Here is a 19,740-nt window from a genome sequence, read left to right as displayed (position 1 = left end):
ATTAAACATGATTATGAATTGAGTCAAACAGTCTGTTCGTAATTTAATTTTTTTATAACTTTTATCATATTTTATTTATAATTCACTAAATTTTCAAATTAAATACATAATAATTCCTTTTTTAAAACAAAATTACACTAATCGAATTATTTAAACATATAGAATTTTTAGACAAATCTCTGTATAATTGTCTGCCGGAGGTGCAACATGAATCAATTTTTCAAGAAGAAAGAACACCTTTCTTCTCAATCAAATAAAAAACTTAAAAAAACACTCGGCGCTTTTGATTTAACCATGCTTGGAGTCGGAGCTGTTGTTGGTAGTGGTATTTTTATTTTACCCGGTGAAATATCTTCAACAATAACTGGACCTGGAATTATGCTTTCATTTATTATCGCTGCAATCGGATGCGGTTTAGCAGCTTTATGTTACTCTGAATTTTCATCAAAAATTCCTCAAGCTGGTAGTGCCTATACATATAGTTATTATGTTTTTGGTGAAGGTATTGCATGGATATTAGGTTGGGCATTATTACTTGAATATGGTTTAGCAATCGCAGCAGTCGCAAGTGGCTGGTCTTCATACGTCGTTAATTTACTATCTGGTATGAATATCCATATTGTAAAAGCATTATCTGGTTCATATGACCCATCTAGTGGTCATTATTTTGATTTACCAGCATTTATTATCATTATGATCATTGGCGCATTATTAATTATTGGCGTAAAAGAATCTACACGTATCAATAATATTATGGTTATTGTCAAAATAATGGTTGTCCTACTCTTTATAATAGTAGGTATTTTTTATGTTAAACCTGATAATTGGAGTCCTTTCTTACCATTTGGTTTCAATGGTGTGTTAACAGGTGCTTCAATGGTGTTCTTTGCGTATATTGGATTTGATGCAGTATCATCTGCAGCTGAAGAAGTTAAAAATCCTCAAAAGAACATGCCAATCGGAATTATTGGTGCATTAACGATTTGTACTATTTTATACATTATTGTTTCAGCTGTACTTACAGGTGTCGTACCATATCAAAATTTAGAAGGTGTCGGTGCACCAGTTGCATATGCATTACAATCCATTAATCAAAATTGGATAGCTGGATTCCTGTCACTAGGTGCAATCGTTGGTATGACAACAGTTATCTTCGTCATGTCTTATGGTGGAACGCGTTTAATATTCGCGATGAGTAGAGATGGTTTACTACCAAAAGTCTTCTCTAAAACGAATCAAAAACAAACACCCGTACAAAATACTGTCATACTCACGTTATCTATGGGAATCGTATCAGGTCTTGTACCTTTATCAGAACTCGCTTCACTAATTAATATCGGTACATTATTTGCATTTTGTACAGTTTCAATAGGCGTTCTGTTCTTAAGAAGAAATCGATCATTACCATCAGAAGGTTTTAATGTACCTTTATATCCCGTATTACCAATCGTATCCTTTATAATCTGTTTATACTTGATGACAAACTTAACACGTACAACTTGGATTGCATTTATTATATGGTTTATTTTAGGTATTATCATGTACTTTACGTACGGAATAAGACACTCAAAATTAAGAACCAAATAAAATTTTCAATTCCAAGATTTCAAAATTTACAATTCTATCGCTTTCTGTCATGATTCAAATATAGAAATCAAATTGATATAGAGAAAGAGGTTATCTTATGTTAATCATAAATGCGAAGTTTGAAGTTCAAGCACAAGCAGTTGAACAATATGAAGCATTGATTAAAGATTTAGTAGCATCATCAAGACAAGAAACCGGAAATATCGGTTACGAACACTTCAAATCAACTGAGTCAGACAATACTTATTTAATGTATGAAATTTGGGAAAGCCAAGAAGCTATAGAAACACATAATAATAGCGAACACTTCCAACAATTTATTAAAAGTATCAAACCATTATTAGCTGGACCTTCAGATATTAAAGTAAGTGCAAGCAAAGAATAGAACTTACTCATAGCTGAAGAATCCTATAAATAAACGAATAAGCATATCACTTATCTGAGAAACTCAGAAAATAAAGTGATATGCTTATTTTTTGTGTGATTATGTTGAGCTAACTACCATTATTTCGAATTCTGGTAATTAGGTGGGCGCTCACTTAGAGACACTTCTCGGAATTCTGTCCCTAACAGCACCTCTTACGGACATTTCTCGGAATTCTGTCCCTAACGACACCTCTTACGGACATTTCTCGGAATTCTATCCCTAACAGTACCTCTTACGGACATTTCTCGGAATTCTGTCCCTAACAGTACCTCTTACGGACATTTCTCGGAATTCTGTCCCTAACGACACCTCTTACGGACATTTCTCGGAATTCTGTCCCTAACAGGACCTCTTACGGACACTTCTCGGAATTCTGTCCCTAACAGCACCTCTTACGGACATTTCTCGGAATTCTGTCCCTAACGACTCCTATATCAAACTAAATTCAACCAATTTCTACTTCCAAACTGGTTTATCTGATCCTCTGACCATCAAGACTGTATCGTAATGTCCTGGTGTTTCACTCATTTCTACTTGATCTGTCACACCTACATAAGTTCCAAGTGGTGTTTCTGCTTCAAATTGTTCTGGCGCTACTGCACGATGTTCTTCATTACTATTTGCTACTTCTTGTGCATAATCTTTATCAAATATACCTAGAGACATTAAATACGCAGACACTTTACTTAATGATACAGACACACTATAACTACCACCTTCTACTGCTCGTCTTTCTAATGCTTTAATTGTACCGAGTTCTAACAACCATGAAATAACGTAATCATTTACAACGACAATTGGTGGCAATGCGGGTTGTTCATCTGTTCCTTCTAAACTCATAACACCTGTGACACTTCCTGCCGTCTGATCAAATCCATTTCTATCTGACCATGGTCCTGCATGTCCATGTAAATTAACAGACGCATGTATGATACCGGGTTTCTTCTCTGCTAATGCTTCAGCTGTCACATTATATTTTTCCATAAATCCATGTCTTTTATTGATGAAGAATATATCTGCATCACTTAACAATTCATCAAATTTATCTCTATGTGACTGTTGATTTGTGATATCTAAATAAGTTGAACGCATTCCGACATTAGAAGTTAAATACATTGTTTCTACTTCTAACTCAGTTGGTCGCCATACATTGAGTACGTCCGCTCCATGAAGTGCTAAACCTCTACCTAGTCCTGCTCCTGCTATAACATGCCCCATTCCTAATGCTCTTATACCACTTAATGGTTGTTCTGGGTTCTCAGTGAATGGTATCGGTTCAGATTCTCCTATTTTCTTAATTTCAATCAGTTCTGATTCTGCAATATATTTAAACTGTTCTTCTTCAACAAACTCTTCAACAGAACGTACGAGCGGCATCACGATACCTTTTTTAGAACCCGATTCCTCTAATTCTTTACCATTCCACTGTTTAATCGCTTTAGTAACCGCTTCTTTCGTTCCTCGACACTCTAATAAATCCAATACATGTTCTTTAGCATTTGGATAAGGGTTTAATGGCATTACCCATCTATTATCTTTCGTTTCATAAAAATTAAATCTAAATGGTGTATGTGGATCTTCTTGACCTTTTGCTGGAAATCCATTTAATGTTTCCCATTTTCGTTCGTAAAAAGGGGATAACCTTTTTAATGCTTTTCTAATATCGACATGAATATCTTGTCCATTACCACCTCGAACTTGCCATAAATGAGCTAAAGCGACTGATTTAGCTGCCAATCCCAATCCTGCTAATCCGGCAATTCGTAATGTACTTGGTAACACTGGATCTTTACCATAGAATGTAACGTTACCACCACTATCTGCAGTCGTATAACCAACTGAATTAAGAATTTCTTCTAAAGCTGCATTTAAATCAAAGTGATCGTCAGTTACTCTATTCTGTTTATTATTTAACAACGTTTCTTTCAACATTTCGGCATCTTTTTTCAATATGTTCTCCTCCAATAATTTTTCATATTATTATTATAAAAATGTTCGACTAAAAAAAACAATGCGTGTAAAATGAGAAAAGCAACACATTTTCAAATAATGTTGCATTCATAAGAAGGTGAATGATTTGGACAAGAAACAAAAACAATCCAGAAACAAAATACAGAATGCATTGTTAACATGTTTAAATACAACGAGCATTCAGTCCATAACAGTTAAACAGTTATGTAAAGAAGCTCAAATCAATCGTTCAACGTTTTATAGACATTATCCATCAATTGATGTATTAACGTCTCATACGATATCAAGTTACTTTCAATTACTATTCGGTGAGCCTTATAAATTTTATTTAAAACATCACAGCATTAGCGAATCACAATTCTATATTGCTAATAATATCTTTAGCCATATATCCCACTACGCATTTTTCTATCAAACGATGTTCAAACACTACCCTAATTTCTATATTTTGCTTAAAAATCATATTCATCAAAGATATATTATCTTTTTCGAAGATACTGGCGTTCAAAATGACATGATATTAGATAAAGACATTGTCGCTGAATATGTTGCGGCGGCTTATGCAGGTATGATACAAGGATGGGTCATTAGAGCATTAGACACCCCACCTGATGAAATGGCACAAAGATTAATCACTTTGAATTCGACAGGTCCCATCAAATTATTAATAGACGCAGAGAAAAAGCCAAGGCAATAAAATCATTTGCCTTGGCTTTATTATAAATTACATAAATTCTGATATTGTTTCTACTATTAAATATATATTAAGCACACTTAGAACTACTGCGAGTATCCAAGATATAATATTAACCCATCTTTTATTGACGAATTGTTTACCCATGATCTTTGGATTACTTGTCGCCATGATTAATGGAATAATACTAAATGGTAAAGCTAAACTTAAAAATACTTGTGTGAAAATTAATAAATCTTCTATTTTTGTATCGCTTGATCCATATAACCACAAACATAGAAATACTGGTATAACTGCGATAACTCTTGTAATGATTCTACGTACCCATGGTTTAAGTTTAATTTTTAAGAAACCTTCCATAACAATTTGTCCTGATAAAGTACCTGTTATTGTAGAATTTTGGCCTGAAGCTAATAATGCTATCGCAAACAGTGTACTCATAACAGCGCCACCTATAGCACCGCCTACATGAGAGTGACTTAAAGCATCATATAAATCAAAGAATCTACCTAAAGCTTCATGACTACCAAAGAATAATGCTGCGCCTAATACTAATAATAAGCAATTAATGATAAACGCAATTGTTAATTGAATATTAGAATCTATTGTTGCATATTTAATCGCACTTTTTTTACCTTTATCTGTTCTTTCATAATTTCTAGACTGAACAATTGATGAATGTAAATATAAGTTGTGTGGCATAATCGTTGCACCAATAATACCTAACGCAATGTATAAAGCGCCTTTATTCGTAACAATTTCAGAACTTGGTAAAAATCCTGCCATTAAGGAACCAGCATCAGGTGAAGATAGATACACTTCAAACATAAAGATAATAAGAACTGTAAATATAAGTACACCTACAATTGCTTCTATTTTTCTAAATCCGAGTTTAATAATTAAAAGTAAAAGTAAAACATCTAATACTGTGATCGTTACCCCTAAAGTCAATGGAATGTTAAACAGTAAATTTAATGCAATAGCACTACCAATTACTTCAGCAATATCAGTTGCCATAATTGCTAACTCTGCTAAAATCCAAGCAAATACGCCTAAAGACTTATTAGTCATATGCTCTGTAACTTGTGCTAGATCCATCCCACTTGCTATACCTAATCTTGCACACATGCTTTGTAACAGCATTGCAGATAAACTAGATATTAAAATCACAAATAATAATATATAACCGTACTGAGCCCCACCAGACATTGACGTAATCCAGTTACCCGGATCCATATATCCGACTGCTACAAGCAAACCAGGACCTAAATACATTAGGAACTTTCTAAAAGCATTTGCTTCAGCATCAAAAGAGACCGTACTATTAATTTCTTCTAAACTTTTGTCCATTTCTAACACCTCTATATCAAGAGGATATACCTATTTATTTAATTTGTAAACATTTTAATTAGGGTAACCTAAACTTTTTGTTATAAAAAAGAATCCAAAGCACATAATGTGCCTTAGACTCTTAAAATATTATACATTTTCTTCTTTCACTAAAGGATTGTCAGGTTTAATAAAGAACCACATGATGATTGCGAATGCTACTGGAACCATCATTAATTGTAGCGTCATTGTCCAACCAATTTTATCTGCTAATAAACCAGCTAAGATTGGACTTAATAATGCACCAATATTACCCCATAAATTCATCCAACCTGAAACTGTACCTGAGAAGTTACGTCCTAAATCTGTAGCAGTTGCCCAGCTCATGCCCATTGATAAACCTACACCACCAAGACATAAAGATAACCAGAAAATATTCATATATAAGTTATCTGTAGCTAACGCAAAGTATAGTGATATACAGAATACTACAAATCCAGTAATTGCGATTACACCACGTGCAACAAATTTAGATTTACCTGTAGATAAAATTTTATCTGAAATTGTACCACCTAGCATAATCAATATAAACATTGCTAACCAAGGTGCACCAGCGATAAAGCCCATTTCTTTAAATTCCACATGATATTCTTCGTGAATATATGTAGGTAACCAAATTAAAAATAATGTGATAACAAATTGTACAACGAAATATTGTGCAGCAATTGCATAGAAACTGAAACGTTTGAAGAATACATTCCAAGGTGCAGTTGTTTTACCTGTATTTACAACGTCACGTGTTTCCATAATAAATCTTTTTTCTGCTTCATTAACCATTTTATGTTGTTCTGGTAAATCTTTAGCGATAATCACCCATAAGATTGCAATTAATATGCCAACTAAACCGAAAATATAGAATACTGCTTGCCAACCAAACGCGTTCATAATTGCGATTGTAACTATTGGTGCAATTACTGGACCGAAGTATGAACCTGCTAATAATGCAGAAGATGCACGACCTTTTTCATTCTTATTAAACCAGTAACTATTAAATACAGCATTTGATGGATACATAGGCGCTTCACCTACACCAAATAAGAATCGTACAAAGTATAGTAAGCCATGGTTTTTCACAATACCTGTAAGAATTGTGAAAGCACTCCACCATAATAATGCGATTGTTAACATTTTCTTAGGACCAAACTTTTCAGCTAATATTCCTGAAGGTACTTGCATTAAAGCATAACCAAGTGAGAAGAATGATGCTAATAGCCCGAATTGAGCTTTACTCATATTTAAATCTTCCATCATAGGTCCGGCGATAATAGAGATGTTTGAACGATCCATATATGCGATAATTCCTATAATAAAGAATGCAATTGCAAAAAACCATCTTATATTAGTTCTTTTTTCTTTCATAAATATCCAACTTTCTTAATTAATTTCCCTTCAAATTCATGCGGTCATATGATGACTCTATTTATTAATAAGTTGAATATAGCACAAATAGGAAACGCTTACAACATAAATTTTAAAGATTTATAATATTATTTCATTGTGAATAAATACACAAATATATAAAATTAAAACCCAGACATATGCCTGGGCTCATGTATTATTCTTTTTCATATGGAATAACATTATCACCATATTCATCTTTAATATATTTCTTCATTTCTTTAGACTGAAGTACTTTCAGAAGTTCTTGGAATTTCTTATCATTTTTATGACCTTCTTTTACAGCTAATATATTCGCAAATGGTGATGATTTATCTTCAATTGCTATCGAATCTTTTACTGGATTCAGTCCATTATCAATTGCATAGTTTGAATTCATAATCACTAAATCACCTTCACCACTGTTATATGTTTTAGGTAAAAATTCTGCACCTTGTTTGTTATTAAAGTTCAAATTCTTTTTATTTTCTATAATATCATCAAATTTAGCATCTTCAATTTTCACCTTTGGATCTATTTTGATCAATCCTTCATTAACAAAGAATGATAAAAATCTTCCTTCTTCTGCTGGGTTGTTAGACACATAAATTGTTGCGCCATCAGGTAAGTGTTTCAAATCTTTATGTTTTTTACTATAAACACCCATTGGCGTTGTGAAAACTTTTCCTACCTCTTCAATTTTATATCCATGTGTTGCTTTTTCAGCTTTTAAGTAAGGCACATGTTGAAATAGATTTGCATCGACATCACCTTTATCCAATAATTTGTTTGGCACTTTATAGTCATTTACTGTTTTAACTTCTAAGTCATAACCTTTTTCTTTCATTTTTTCCTTCGCATGTTCAACCACATCGCCATGCGGAGCCGGAGAAGCTGCTACCGTAATCTTTGTATTTTCACTTCCACTAGATTTCCCACACGCAGCTAATAATAAAATAATACCGATAAAACTAACGAACTTTACGAGTTTCTTCATATGTATACACGCCTCTTTCCAAAATAAAATTTAAAATAAAAAAACTTTCCCTAAAAAAATTAGAGAAAGTTAGATAAACCTCCTCTCATCTTCAAAAGTTTAGACAAACTTTATGTGAATTAGCACCTTTCCAAATAGAAGGTTGCTGGGCTTCATAGGGCACATCCCTCAGCCACTCTTGATAAGAGTCTTTTATTATTTTTATTAATCCTATCATCGTACTCAAGATTAGTCAATTTAAAATTTTACACCGGAGAATGAGGGGATGGTTTGGATGGCGGTGATAAGAGCATTAAGATATGTGAGTTTGGTGAAAGTTGTGGGTAATATAGGTATGAAGCCATGACTTAGTCCATCTCTTTGCTTTACTCAGAATTTAAGCCATGACTTGGACCATCTCTTGGCTTTATTCGGTACTTAAGCCATGACTTGGGCCATCTCTTGGCTTTATTCAGTACTTAAGCCACGACTTGGGCCATCTCTTGGCTTTACTCGGCACTTAAGCCATGACTTTCACCATCTCTTGGCTTTACTCGATACTTAAGCCATGACTTGGACCATCTCTTGGCTTTACTCGGCACTTAAGCCACGACTTTCACCATCTCTTGGCTTTACTCACCACTTAAGCCATGACTTCCTCATTTTTCTATACTTATCTCTCAAACCTTCTTTAACTACGCGACTCTATTAATCGAATTCTACTATTATTCATGTGTCTCGATACAAAAATTTTCTACATTACAATGTGGACATAATAGCTTTCTTGTTTGATAAGTATGATTAGATTTGAACCATTCTGAGAAAATCGGTTTAAATTCATTTTGGCAATTTGGACATAAGTAACTTACAACAGCATAATATTTTTTAACGGCAAATGCTGCATACAATAGTACGAACGGATAAACGATGATAACTGGCTTCCATTTTTTCTTTGTTATCGCCATGGCAATGCTTGTATATTGGCCAATACCGACAATCATAGATACAAACATAAATTTACTTCTAAATTTTTTCATTAGTTGATGCTTTTTAGATTTATTTTTTAAATTCAAGATATTAGATACTGGATATTCGCTTTCTTCACTTATATTCTTTTTAATAAACTGAATTTGTTTCAATTGGTCACTTTCGTTTCGAATATTTTCCTCTAGCTCAATGATTTTTTCACTTAACAGTACATTGAGTGTGTTGATAGACTCATTTGATTTCAACAAAGCTTTAATTTCTTTCAAAGAAAAATTCATATCTTTCAAAATCAACACAATCTTTAATTGATTCAAATCCGCTTCTGTATATAATCTTCTATTATTTTCTGATGTTTCACTTGGACTGACAATTCCTTTCTTATCGTAATACTGTACTGTACGAACTGTTACATGACATACCTTGGCTACTTGTCCTGTAGTCATTTGCATACTAACCACTCCTCGTATTAATAGATTTTATACTTATATTCTATTTTATGACGTAGCGTCACAATCAACTTAAAAATACAAATTAATTTACTTTATAGCCAGTCAGACTGCCGGAACTCTAAAAATCTTTCATCTCCATAAAATTGGTATATACAGCCATTTGAAAACGTTTGATATTTACAACGAAATTTGACTATTAATTTCATAAGCGTATAATATTGACCCGTGCTTTAATTTTAACAATAAAAACAAATAAAAATTGATTAAAAATTAGAATGGGAGATTTGATGAGTAATCATAACGAAAACAAAAAAATTAACCTGACCCAACTCGTACTATTAGGACTTGGTTCATTAATCGGTTCTGGATGGTTATTTGGGGCATGGGAAGCATCATCAATTGCAGGTCCTGCTGCAATTTTATCTTGGATTATAGGCTTTGTTGTTATAGGATCTATTGCTTATAACTACATTGAGATTGGAACAATGTTCCCACAATCAGGTGGTATGAGTAACTACGCGCAGTATACACATGGTTCACTGCTTGGTTTCATAGCATCATGGGCTAACTGGGTATCATTAGTAACGATTATCCCTATCGAAGCTGTATCAGCTGTTCAATACATCAGCTCTTGGCCATGGGATTGGGCTAAACCTACTAGCCAACTTATGCATGATGGTTCAATAAGTAATATTGGATTATTTGCAGTATTTATTATCATTATTATTTTCTCATTATTAAATTATTGGTCAGTTAAACTATTAACATCATTTACAAGTTTAATATCATTCTTCAAATTAGGTGTGCCACTTGTAACGATTATTATGTTAATTATTTCTGGATTTGATACAGGAAACTATGGTTCGTCATTAGGAGAATTTATGCCGTATGGTAGTGCGCCAATATTTGCTGCTACAACAGCATCTGGTATTATATTCTCATTTAATGCCTTCCAAACAATTATTAACATGGGATCTGAAATTCAAAATCCTGAAAAGAATATCTATCGCGGTATCTTAATTTCACTTTCTTTAAGTGCTGTATTATATATTATTTTACAAAGTACGTTTATCACATCTATGCCAACAGACATGCTTTCTGAAAGTGGTGGTTGGAGCGGTATTAATTTCGACTCACCATTTGCTAACTTAGCCATCATATTAGGTTTAAACTGGTTAGCTATTCTATTATATTTAGAAGCCGTTGTATCACCATTTGGTACAGGTGTTTCATTCGTAGCGATTACTGGTCGTGTATTACGTGCAATGGAGAAAAACGGTCATATTCCTAAATTCTTAGGTTCTATGAACGAAAAATACAACATTCCACGTGTCGCAATTGTATTTAACGCTATTGTCAGTATGATTATGGTTTCATTATTTAGAGATTGGGCAGTATTAGCAAGTGTTATCTCTACAGCAACACTTGTTGCATATTTAACTGGTCCAACAACTGTTATTTCATTAAGAAAAATGGCACCGAATATGCATAGGCCATTCCGTGCGAAAATGCTTGGCTTTATGGCGCCATTTTCATTCGTTGTTGCATCACTCGCAATATATTGGGCTATGTGGCCAACAACAGCACAAGTTATATTTATTATTATTTTAGGTTTACCAATTTACTTCTTCTATGAATATAAGACAAATTGGACAAATACTAAAAAACAAATCGGTGGGAGTATTTGGATCATTGCATATCTTATCATACTTGCTTTCTTATCATTTATCGGAAGTAAAGAATTTAACGGACTTAATTGGATCCACTACCCATATGATTTCATCGTCATTGCAGTTGTTGCACTTGTATTCTATAAATTAGGTACAACAAGCTACTTTGAAGGTATTTATTTCAAACGCGCGAAGAAAATTAATAAAAAAATGAAAGAAAACTTACCTGACGAATCACAAGAATAATTATTATTTAAAAGCAATCGCTAATCGAGCGATTGCTTTTTTTATGTTCTTATCCCCTTTTCACTCCTTTCTTTACATAAGTTATCCCTACTATGTATTCAATTTTAATAATATTCATGCATTTGCAATAATTCGTTGTGTCTTACAAACGTTGTCATATCAATATAATCACAAAGGTGTACACAAAAGTTAATAACATTTGTGATTAAAGCTTGTACAACTCTTTGATGACCTGTGTTAAATTATGATTAACAACAAAGGAGGTATTCAAAATACAAAAAGAAAACTTTAATATCATTTCAGAAATGATTAAAAACCCAAAAGTAAAAGGCAAAGACTTAGAATCAATGTTTAACATTTCACGAAGACAGCTTGGGTACAGGATTCAAAAGTTAAATGACTGGTTTAAAGAACATGATTATCCGGAAATCGAACGAACTAGCCAAGGTTATTTTATCGTTGATGACACCATTAAAGATTTTCTTAATGTTCCAATTGAATCCACCTATCAAGAGAATGAGCAGGTATATACGGCATACCAACGTGCACACCTCATTTTATTGATGTTGTTTAGTGAAGAAGAAGGCCTTTCATTAAATCACTTCTCAATTGATTTAGAAGTCAGTAAAAATACCATTCTAAATGATATTAAGAAATTGAAAGAACTTCTACAACCATACGAAGTTAATCTGAAATATAGTCGTACTAATGGTTATTACTTAGCTGGTAGTGAATTTGAAATTCGAAGGCTTCTTATGAGGCTCATCGATAAAGTCTTTACAATGCATATTGCTCAGTCTGATATCATCAAAAGTTTAAGTATTATTGATGAAAAAATTGAATTAATCAATAAACAAATCACTAAAATCGAACAATATTTAGACAGAAAATTCATTGATCAAAGTACACAAACATTACCTTATAAACTTTATTTAATTTTACGAAGAATTAAGCATGACAAAATTGTTTCATCATTTTCTATAGGATACGATGATTTATCGGATACGAAAGAATATCAAGCAACAGAAATTTTGACATCGAACTACCCAAATATTCCAAGACAAGAAAAGTTATTCATTACTTTACAGTTGCTGTCTACGAGTGTTCAGTGGTCAGATGTCAGTGATGTTCAACATATTCCAGAACTCAAAAAGGCACTTATAGACATGATCGTACAATTTGAAAAAATTACTTTTATTAAATTTAACGATCGAGATTCTTTGATTAACCAATTAATGCTTCATATGGAACCTGCTTTTTACAGAATTCGATATCAATTATCTGATGTAGAAGGTTTAGAAAATTCCTTAAAAGAAGATTATAAAGAACTCTTTCATCTCGTTAAATTATCTTCAAAACCTTTAGAAAAGTTCTTCGGGCAATCATTACCCGAAAATGAAGTTGCTTATTTAACCATACTGATTGGTGGCAGTTTAAGAAGGCAAGATGAAGAAATTGAACAAAAAGTAAAAGCTGTCGTTGTTTGTACACAAGGTACATCCATTTCTCAGCTCATGTTACAAGAGTTGCGAAGTGTATTCCCTGAATTTATATTCCTTGATGCTTTATCATTACGTGATTTCAATCAGTATGAATTAGACTTTGATATCGTCTTTTCACCGATGCATATCATGACACCTAAAAAATTGTATATCACGAAAACGATATTAACTGCTCAAGAAAAACATGAACTACGGCAACATGTATTCGGTCAATTAAATAATACGATGGAAACAGAAATACAAGTCGAAAAAATGATTTCGGCTATAAGAGAACATGCAACAATTCATAATGAATCAGAGCTTTTCAAAATCGTAAAAGCACAATTTGAAGATACGTATGCATATTCATCGGTTAAAGCATCAACATTATCTATCAATAGTACTTTGAACTTACAAGATTTATTACCAACCAATCATATTAATTTTGTAGAGCGCGTAGCTGATATTGGAGAAGCCATTCAATTAACGGCTAACCCGTTAGTAAGAATGAAATATGTCGACCCGCTCTATGTAGATAAGATGCATGCAGCATTTGATGATACGTATATGGTTATTAACCAAAATATCGCAATCCCTCATGCTGATGGTGATCAAGTCGTTCATAGAACTGCAATGAGTATGTTGATTCTGAAAGAGCCACTCGAGTTGAGTACTGGATTAAAGGTTCATATCTTCGTAGCAATCGCTGCTACAGATAAGTTCAAACATTTAAGACCACTACTACAACTAAGAGATATGTCTCAAGACGATGAAGCTATACAACAAATTGTTCAAACAGATTCAAAAATTGATGTATATAAAATCATTCAACACTTTTCAAAAATAGATTAAGTCAAAGGGGTTGCATAATATGCAAGATTTAAAGATCGATGTTTCTAACGTCATTCTAGATTTAGAAGCTAAGACAAATGTTGAAGCGTTGAGTAAGTTGTCAGAGGTCATGTACCAAAATAATTATGTTAAAGACACTTACAAAGACGCAGTGATAGAAAGAGAAAAATCATTTGCAACTGGTTTACCAACTGTATATTGCTCAGTGGCAATCCCACATACCGACATACAACACGTTCAGACGAGATCAATAGGTATTGCAGTACTAAAAGAAACCGTTCCATTTGTCATTATGGGAGAAATTGAAGAAACAACAGACGTGAAATTAATATTCATGTTAGCAATGGATAAAGAAGATGCTCAACTATCATTATTACAAAAACTGATGGGAATCTTCCAAAACGATCAATTACTTGAATTGATTGCCAATGCACAAGATAAACAAACAATTGTAAATGCAATAGATAAAGAATTAAGCGAAGTATAAAAAAATTAACAGGAAGAGTTCGATGTACACATCGACTCAAATTAGGAGGAAATTATTATGAAACAAGTATTAGTAGCATGTGGAGCAGGAATCGCAACGTCAACAGTGGTTAACAACGCAATTGAGGAAATGGCTAAAGAACACAACATTAAAGTAGATTTAAAACAAATCAAAATTTCTGAAGTTGGTGCATACGCTGACACAGCTGATTTATTAGTGACAACAGCAATGACGCAAAAAGAATACAAATTCCCAGTTATTAACGCACGTAACTTCTTAACAGGAATCGGTGTTGAAGATACTAAGAAAGAAATTTTAGACGCTTTACAAAGTTAAACAAATTCAAAATTAAAAACTAGCATGAGGTTGGAATAAATCATATTTCATCCTCATTCTTCTAAAAAGAGGATGGTGTAGGGAATGAATGGTTTTGTAAATTTTATTCAAGCATTTCTTGATTTAGGTGCAACGGTAATTTTACCGATTGTCATATTCTTATTAGGGTTATTTTTCAGACAGAAAGTTGGTGCAGCATTTAGATCTGGTTTAACGATTGGTGTTGCATTTGTAGGTATTTTCTTAGTAATTGATTTACTTGTAAATAATTTAGGACCTGCAGCACAAGCAATGGTTAAAAATTTAGGCGTAAGTTTAAATGTAATCGATGTAGGTTGGCCTGCTACATCATCAATTGCATGGGCATCTGTTATCGCTGCATTTATTATTCCTTTAGGTATTGTGATTAATGTCATTATGTTATTAACTAAAGCAACTAAAACAATGAACGTTGATATTTGGAACTTCTGGCATTATACATTCTGTGGTGCAATGGTATATGCCGTTTCGGGAAGCATTTGGCAATCATTAGTTGCTGCTGCATTATTCCAAATCGTCTGCTTAAAAGTAGCTGATTGGACTGCACCAATGATGAGTAAATTCTATGATTTACCAGGTGTATCTATTGCAACTGGTAGTACGATTTCTTATGTACCTGGTATCTTCCTTGTTAAAGGTCTTCAAAAAGTGCCTGGTATTAACAAATTAAATGCTGACCCAGATACAATTCAAAAACGTTTCGGTGCTTTCGGTGAATCTATCTTCGTAGGTTTAGTACTTGGTTTAGCAATTGGTTTATTAGCTGGATACAATGCTGGTGACGTTATTAACTTAGGTATGTCAATGGCTGCTGTTATGGTCTTAATGCCTCGTATGGTTAAGATTCTTATGGAAGGTTTAATGCCTGTATCAGAATCAGCTCGTACTTGGTTAAACAAACGCTTTGGAGATCGTGAAATTTATATTGGTTTAGATGCTGCTGTTGCATTAGGTCATCCAGCTGTTATCTCAACTGCTTTAATCTTAGTACCTGTAACTGTATTATTAGCTGTTATTTTACCTGGTAACCAAGTATTACCTTTTGGTGACTTAGCGACAATTCCATTTATCGTCGCATTCATCGTAGGTGCAGCACGCGGTAATATCATACATTCAGTTATCGTTGGAACAGTGATGATTGCTATTTCACTATATATCGCAACAGATGTAGCACCTATCTTCACAAGCATGGCTGACGGTACAAATGTGAAAATGCCATCAGGATCTTCACAAATTTCAAGTCTTGACCAAGGTGGTAACATCTTAAACTATATTATCTTCAAGTTCTTTGCATTGTTCAACTAACATTAAGGGGATGACTTTAAATGAAAGCATTAGTAAAAACAGCACCTGGTTTTGGTAATTTAGAAATTTTAGATAAAGAAATTCCAGAACCAAATGAAAATGAGATAAAAATAAAAGTTCATTATGCCGGTATTTGTGGTACAGATGTTCACACTTATGAAGGTCATTACAATGTAAACTTCCCTGTAACACTTGGCCATGAGTTTTCTGGAGAAATCGTTGCGCTTGGTGATAAAGTTGAAGGATTTGAAATTGGTGATCGTGTAACGTCTGAGACAACATATTATATTTGTGGTGAATGTGAATACTGTCAATCTGGAGACTACAATTTATGTAATCATCGTAAAGGTTTAGGTACTCAACAAAATGGTGGCTTCACACAATATCTTGTAGCAAGAGCAGCAAGTGTTCACAAGTTGCCTGACAATGTTTCTTATAAAGCCGCTTCTATGACAGAACCTCTCGCTTGTGCACATCACGCAGTGTCTAAAATTGAAATTAATCAAGGTGATACTGTTATCGTTATGGGACCAGGACCAATTGGCCTACTCGTCGCACAAGTCGTTAAAAGTAAAGGTGGAAAAGTCGTTATAACTGGTTTAGATAACGATAAAGCTCGTTTAGCAAAAGCAGAAGAATTAAATTTAGATCATGTTGTGAATATTCAACATACAGACTTAAAAGAATATGTTAACAACATTACAGACGGATACGGTGCAGATGTTGTATTAGAATGTTCTGGCGCTGTACCTGCTGCTAAACAAGGTCTTGATCTATTACGCAAAAAAGGTCTATATGTCCAAGTTGGTATTTTTAAAGATTCAGAAATACCTTTTGATTTGGAAAAAATCGTTCAAAAAGAAATTAGAGTTGTTGGTAGTAGAAGTCAGAAACCTGCCGATTGGGAACCATCATTACAACTCATGAGTACTGGACAAGTAAATGCAGAAGCACTTGTTACTGCTGAACTTGATATTACTGAATGGGATGAAGGTTACAATCACATTAAAGGCGGCGAAGGTATTAAAGTATTACTTCGCCCTATCGAATAAACAAATAATCTTTTAAAAGATAAAAAAGGAGAATGTTGATTATGGTTGAACACATGTTAGATTTTATGCTTGGGCCAATGAGAGGTATTACACAATTCTATATGGATAATTTACTCGTATGTAATAGTGCTGTCTTCTTAAGTTATTTCGGTTCTAAACTTTTCAAGAAGAAGAAAGTGACTTCAGAACAAACCTCATAATATAAATAGAGGGGAGGAAAATACTTTTGAAAGCCTTAAATTTATATGGTATTGAAGATTTAAGATTTGAAGAAACAGCTGTACCAAAGATAGATGCACCGAATGATGTCATTATTAAAGTTAAAGCAACGGGTATCTGTGGATCAGATACCTCCCGTTACAAAAAGCTTGGACCTTACAAACAAGGTATGACGTTTGGACATGAATTTTCAGGAATTGTTGAGGAAGTTGGTAGCGACGTATCGGGGTTAAATGTCGGAGATGCTGTAACAGGATGCCCCGCTGTCGTATGCCATCAATGCCATTACTGTGAAAAAGGTGAATACTCACGTTGTGAAAATTTATATGTGATTGGATCATATGAACCTGGTTGTTTTGCAGAATATGTGAAACTCCCAGCAAACAATGTACTTAAAGTACCAGACAATGTAGATTTAGATACTGCAGCAATGGTCGAACCTTCTGCAGTCGTTGCACATGGATTTTACAGAACACGTATGAAGCCGGGTGCAACTGTAGCAGTCATGGGATGTGGAAGCATTGGGTTACTAGCCATTCAATGGTCGAAAATATTTGGAGCAGCTAAAATAATCGCAATAGATATTGATGACCATAAGTTAGAAATCGCTAAGAAACTAGGCGCGGATTATACGATTAATTCTAAAGAAACAGACTTAGATGAGTCTATATTTGCAATACCTGAAAAAATTGATGTTGCTGTTGAATCAGCAGGATCACCGTTTACAATAGGACAAGTTCTGACATTACCTACTAAAGGTGGCGAAGTCTTACTATTAGGTATTCCATATTCAGATATCGAGATTCATCGTCAACATTTCGAAAAGATATTAAGAAATGAGCTTAATGTCATAGGTTCATGGAACGGTTTATCCGCCCCATTCCCAGGAGAAGAATGGGCAGCTACACTACATTATATGTCTACAGGAGAAATTGATGTAAAACCCATTATCTCCGATGTACTTCCTTTATCAAAAGGACCAGAAACATTTGATAACTTAGTAAACAGAAAGAAACAATACGATAAAGTAATCTTCCACCCATAAATAAACATAACCATATATCAATAATACCTTAAGAAGGAACAGGGGCACCATGTGTGCCCCTGTTTTTGTTGGTGGATGAAGGGGGATGTTAATAAAAGTACGGCGCCTATTTATCTTGTTTGGGCAGTCTTGATAAATACAAGGCGCCTATTTATCTTGTTTGGGCAGTCTTGATAAATACGAGGCGCCTATTTATCTTGTTTGGGCAGTCTTGATAAATACACTTCAAAACTTAAAGATGATACTTAATTATTATCAAGATAATATTTCTTTGGCTTCTTATTAATAAACCTAAAATTTGTATCAAGCACCCTTCTAATAGTTAAATTATTCTCCACCTCACACCATTTTTGGGCTTCTGATAAAGTAAAAGGCTCCCCTTTGCAGATATAGAATTCCATTAAATTATACAAGTACAATTTATTTCTACTAATTTCAAAGTGACAGAATTTACAACGTAGATATTTCTTTCGTTCTTCTACCTCAATCGTATTCAATCTCTTACATTTTGGGCATTTCAATCCTGAACTTAAACTAGCCATTGGGACTTTTTTAATATTGTTATAAAGATGTGAAAAGTCACTATGCTCTTGTTGAAACATATGTAAGATATTAGCATTTTCTATAGTATGATTATTTTTGAACATATATTTAAGTTTGTGTAATTCTGTTGGTAATAGAATATTGAAATGATTAGGCATTGTACCTCTTAAAGTGAATTTGGGGTTTGAAAAAATAAGATAGGAATGTAAGGGTTTATTAATATTCAAGTGGGATATTAAATGATTCAATTCATGATTGGCTCGTCGCAGTTGCTGAAAAGGTGTATAAAACATGTTTCCAAATTCGTTCATAAGCTGACCATCTTTAATCGTATAATCTCCAGAATAATGTTTAACCTCAAAGTGACATATAGCATCATCCGTTACAATTAAAAAATCAATTTGAACGCGATTTTTGTAGTTTATATGAAAATCATATAAATAATGAAGATCTGGATATTCATCAAGAATACCTTTAATGAAAAGTTCACCCTCCAGACCTTTAATATAGTTCCTCGTATCTTCATCAAGTTTATCTTGAATGATACGATTTTTGAGAGCCAGTAAGTATGTTTGACTGTTCATCGATGCACCTCCATAATTCTTTAC

General features: G+C 33.5%; 17 protein-coding genes and 1 riboswitch. Of the genes, 11 read left to right on the top strand and 6 right to left on the bottom strand.

Going from position 1 to position 19,740, the window contains the following annotated elements:
* Nucleotides 1–207 precede the first annotated feature (207 nt).
* The gene (locus tag LQ675_RS13940) at nucleotides 208–1,587 is read left to right on the top strand and encodes an amino acid permease (RefSeq protein ID WP_152291959.1); all 1,380 of its coding nucleotides are present in this window, start codon (nucleotides 208–210) and stop codon (nucleotides 1,585–1,587) included.
* 97 nt (nucleotides 1,588–1,684) lie between these two features.
* Nucleotides 1,685–1,972, top strand: coding sequence for a putative quinol monooxygenase (locus tag LQ675_RS13935; RefSeq protein ID WP_239728162.1), 288 nt, complete (start codon nucleotides 1,685–1,687; stop codon nucleotides 1,970–1,972).
* Between the two features lie 498 nt (nucleotides 1,973–2,470).
* Here LQ675_RS13935 and LQ675_RS13930 read toward each other — a convergent pair whose 3' ends face one another.
* Nucleotides 2,471–3,964, bottom strand: coding sequence for a CoA transferase (locus tag LQ675_RS13930; protein WP_239728174.1), 1,494 nt, complete (start codon nucleotides 3,962–3,964; stop codon nucleotides 2,471–2,473).
* Nucleotides 3,965–4,091: 127 nt separating this feature from the next.
* Here LQ675_RS13930 and LQ675_RS13925 point away from each other — a divergent pair, with 127 nt between their 5' ends.
* Nucleotides 4,092–4,682 (top strand): TetR/AcrR family transcriptional regulator, encoded by a 591-nt coding sequence (locus LQ675_RS13925; RefSeq protein ID WP_239728177.1) that lies wholly within the window; start codon nucleotides 4,092–4,094, stop codon nucleotides 4,680–4,682.
* 27 nt (nucleotides 4,683–4,709) lie between these two features.
* Here LQ675_RS13925 and LQ675_RS13920 read toward each other — a convergent pair whose 3' ends face one another.
* The 4 genes from LQ675_RS13920 to LQ675_RS13905 form a co-directional block, all read right to left on the bottom strand.
* A complete protein-coding gene (locus tag LQ675_RS13920; RefSeq protein WP_048540826.1) occupies nucleotides 4,710–6,029 on the bottom strand; it encodes an Nramp family divalent metal transporter in 1,320 nt (439 codons plus the stop codon).
* A 129-nt stretch (nucleotides 6,030–6,158) separates the two neighbouring features.
* The gene (locus LQ675_RS13915) at nucleotides 6,159–7,427 is read right to left on the bottom strand and encodes a pyruvate MFS transporter (RefSeq protein ID WP_048540824.1); all 1,269 of its coding nucleotides are present in this window, start codon (nucleotides 7,425–7,427) and stop codon (nucleotides 6,159–6,161) included.
* Between the two features lie 196 nt (nucleotides 7,428–7,623).
* Nucleotides 7,624–8,442 carry a MetQ/NlpA family ABC transporter substrate-binding protein gene (locus LQ675_RS13910; RefSeq protein WP_239728187.1) on the bottom strand — a complete coding sequence of 273 codons (819 nt, stop codon included), beginning with the start codon at nucleotides 8,440–8,442 and terminating at the stop codon, nucleotides 7,624–7,626.
* 82 nt (nucleotides 8,443–8,524) lie between these two features.
* A riboswitch (SAM riboswitch) is annotated at nucleotides 8,525–8,630 on the bottom strand.
* Nucleotides 8,631–9,146: 516 nt separating this feature from the next.
* Entirely contained in the window at nucleotides 9,147–9,857 is a 711-nt protein-coding gene (locus LQ675_RS13905; RefSeq protein ID WP_075578363.1) for a MerR family transcriptional regulator, read from the bottom strand.
* Nucleotides 9,858–10,144: 287 nt separating this feature from the next.
* Here LQ675_RS13905 and LQ675_RS13900 point away from each other — a divergent pair, with 287 nt between their 5' ends.
* The 8 genes from LQ675_RS13900 (at nucleotide 10,145) to LQ675_RS13865 (ending at nucleotide 18,589) form a co-directional block, all read left to right on the top strand.
* Nucleotides 10,145–11,773 carry an APC family permease gene (locus LQ675_RS13900; RefSeq protein ID WP_078355236.1) on the top strand — a complete coding sequence of 543 codons (1,629 nt, stop codon included), beginning with the start codon at nucleotides 10,145–10,147 and terminating at the stop codon, nucleotides 11,771–11,773.
* Nucleotides 11,774–12,078: 305 nt separating this feature from the next.
* Nucleotides 12,079–14,106: a BglG family transcription antiterminator gene (locus LQ675_RS13895; protein WP_239728189.1), complete on the top strand. Its 2,028-nt coding sequence runs from the start codon at nucleotides 12,079–12,081 to the stop codon at nucleotides 14,104–14,106.
* 19 nt (nucleotides 14,107–14,125) lie between these two features.
* Entirely contained in the window at nucleotides 14,126–14,593 is a 468-nt protein-coding gene (locus LQ675_RS13890) for a PTS sugar transporter subunit IIA (protein WP_239728191.1), read from the top strand.
* A 57-nt stretch (nucleotides 14,594–14,650) separates the two neighbouring features.
* A complete protein-coding gene (locus tag LQ675_RS13885; RefSeq protein WP_037590477.1) occupies nucleotides 14,651–14,929 on the top strand; it encodes a PTS sugar transporter subunit IIB in 279 nt (92 codons plus the stop codon).
* Between the two features lie 84 nt (nucleotides 14,930–15,013).
* Nucleotides 15,014–16,273, top strand: a complete 1,260-nt coding sequence (locus LQ675_RS13880) for a PTS galactitol transporter subunit IIC (RefSeq protein WP_048540810.1) — start codon at nucleotides 15,014–15,016, stop codon at nucleotides 16,271–16,273.
* Nucleotides 16,274–16,293: 20 nt separating this feature from the next.
* A complete protein-coding gene (locus LQ675_RS13875; protein WP_119493416.1) occupies nucleotides 16,294–17,325 on the top strand; it encodes a zinc-binding dehydrogenase in 1,032 nt (343 codons plus the stop codon).
* A 41-nt stretch (nucleotides 17,326–17,366) separates the two neighbouring features.
* On the top strand, nucleotides 17,367–17,525 hold the full coding sequence (locus LQ675_RS13870; RefSeq protein ID WP_088592136.1) for a hypothetical protein: 159 nt from the start codon (nucleotides 17,367–17,369) through the stop codon (nucleotides 17,523–17,525).
* A gap of 26 nt (nucleotides 17,526–17,551) precedes the next feature.
* Entirely contained in the window at nucleotides 17,552–18,589 is a 1,038-nt protein-coding gene (locus LQ675_RS13865) for a galactitol-1-phosphate 5-dehydrogenase (RefSeq protein ID WP_107610331.1), read from the top strand.
* A gap of 245 nt (nucleotides 18,590–18,834) precedes the next feature.
* Here LQ675_RS13865 and LQ675_RS13860 read toward each other — a convergent pair whose 3' ends face one another.
* Nucleotides 18,835–19,716: a nuclease-related domain-containing protein gene (locus LQ675_RS13860; protein ID WP_075578359.1), complete on the bottom strand. Its 882-nt coding sequence runs from the start codon at nucleotides 19,714–19,716 to the stop codon at nucleotides 18,835–18,837.
* Nucleotides 19,717–19,740: the final 24 nt, after the last annotated feature.

Origin of the sequence: Mammaliicoccus sp. D-M19 (assembly GCF_022386695.1) — a bacterium.
Taxonomy (GTDB): domain Bacteria; phylum Bacillota; class Bacilli; order Staphylococcales; family Staphylococcaceae; genus Mammaliicoccus; species Mammaliicoccus sciuri.
Note: the sequence above shows the minus strand (reverse complement) of the source record. Positions and strands in the feature narration are given on the sequence as shown.

Bases quoted from the DNA above. Each gene is read 5' to 3' on its own strand.
- LQ675_RS13940 (WP_152291959.1), top strand. From the start codon at position 208: ATGAATCAATTTTTCAAGAAGAAAGAACACCTTTCTTCTCAATCAAAT.
- LQ675_RS13935 (WP_239728162.1), top strand. From the start codon at position 1,685: ATGTTAATCATAAATGCGAAGTTTGAAGTTCAAGCACAAGCAGTTGAA.
- LQ675_RS13920 (WP_048540826.1), bottom strand. From the start codon at position 6,029: ATGGACAAAAGTTTAGAAGAAATTAATAGTACGGTCTCTTTTGATGCT.
- LQ675_RS13915 (WP_048540824.1), bottom strand. From the start codon at position 7,427: ATGAAAGAAAAAAGAACTAATATAAGATGGTTTTTTGCAATTGCATTC.
- LQ675_RS13910 (WP_239728187.1), bottom strand. From the start codon at position 8,442: ATGAAGAAACTCGTAAAGTTCGTTAGTTTTATCGGTATTATTTTATTA.
- LQ675_RS13905 (WP_075578363.1), bottom strand. From the start codon at position 9,857: ATGCAAATGACTACAGGACAAGTAGCCAAGGTATGTCATGTAACAGTT.
- LQ675_RS13900 (WP_078355236.1), top strand. From the start codon at position 10,145: ATGAGTAATCATAACGAAAACAAAAAAATTAACCTGACCCAACTCGTA.
- LQ675_RS13895 (WP_239728189.1), top strand. From the start codon at position 12,079: ATGATTAAAAACCCAAAAGTAAAAGGCAAAGACTTAGAATCAATGTTT.
- LQ675_RS13890 (WP_239728191.1), top strand. From the start codon at position 14,126: ATGCAAGATTTAAAGATCGATGTTTCTAACGTCATTCTAGATTTAGAA.
- LQ675_RS13885 (WP_037590477.1), top strand. From the start codon at position 14,651: ATGAAACAAGTATTAGTAGCATGTGGAGCAGGAATCGCAACGTCAACA.
- LQ675_RS13880 (WP_048540810.1), top strand. From the start codon at position 15,014: ATGAATGGTTTTGTAAATTTTATTCAAGCATTTCTTGATTTAGGTGCA.
- LQ675_RS13875 (WP_119493416.1), top strand. From the start codon at position 16,294: ATGAAAGCATTAGTAAAAACAGCACCTGGTTTTGGTAATTTAGAAATT.
- LQ675_RS13870 (WP_088592136.1), top strand. From the start codon at position 17,367: ATGGTTGAACACATGTTAGATTTTATGCTTGGGCCAATGAGAGGTATT.
- LQ675_RS13860 (WP_075578359.1), bottom strand. From the start codon at position 19,716: ATGAACAGTCAAACATACTTACTGGCTCTCAAAAATCGTATCATTCAA.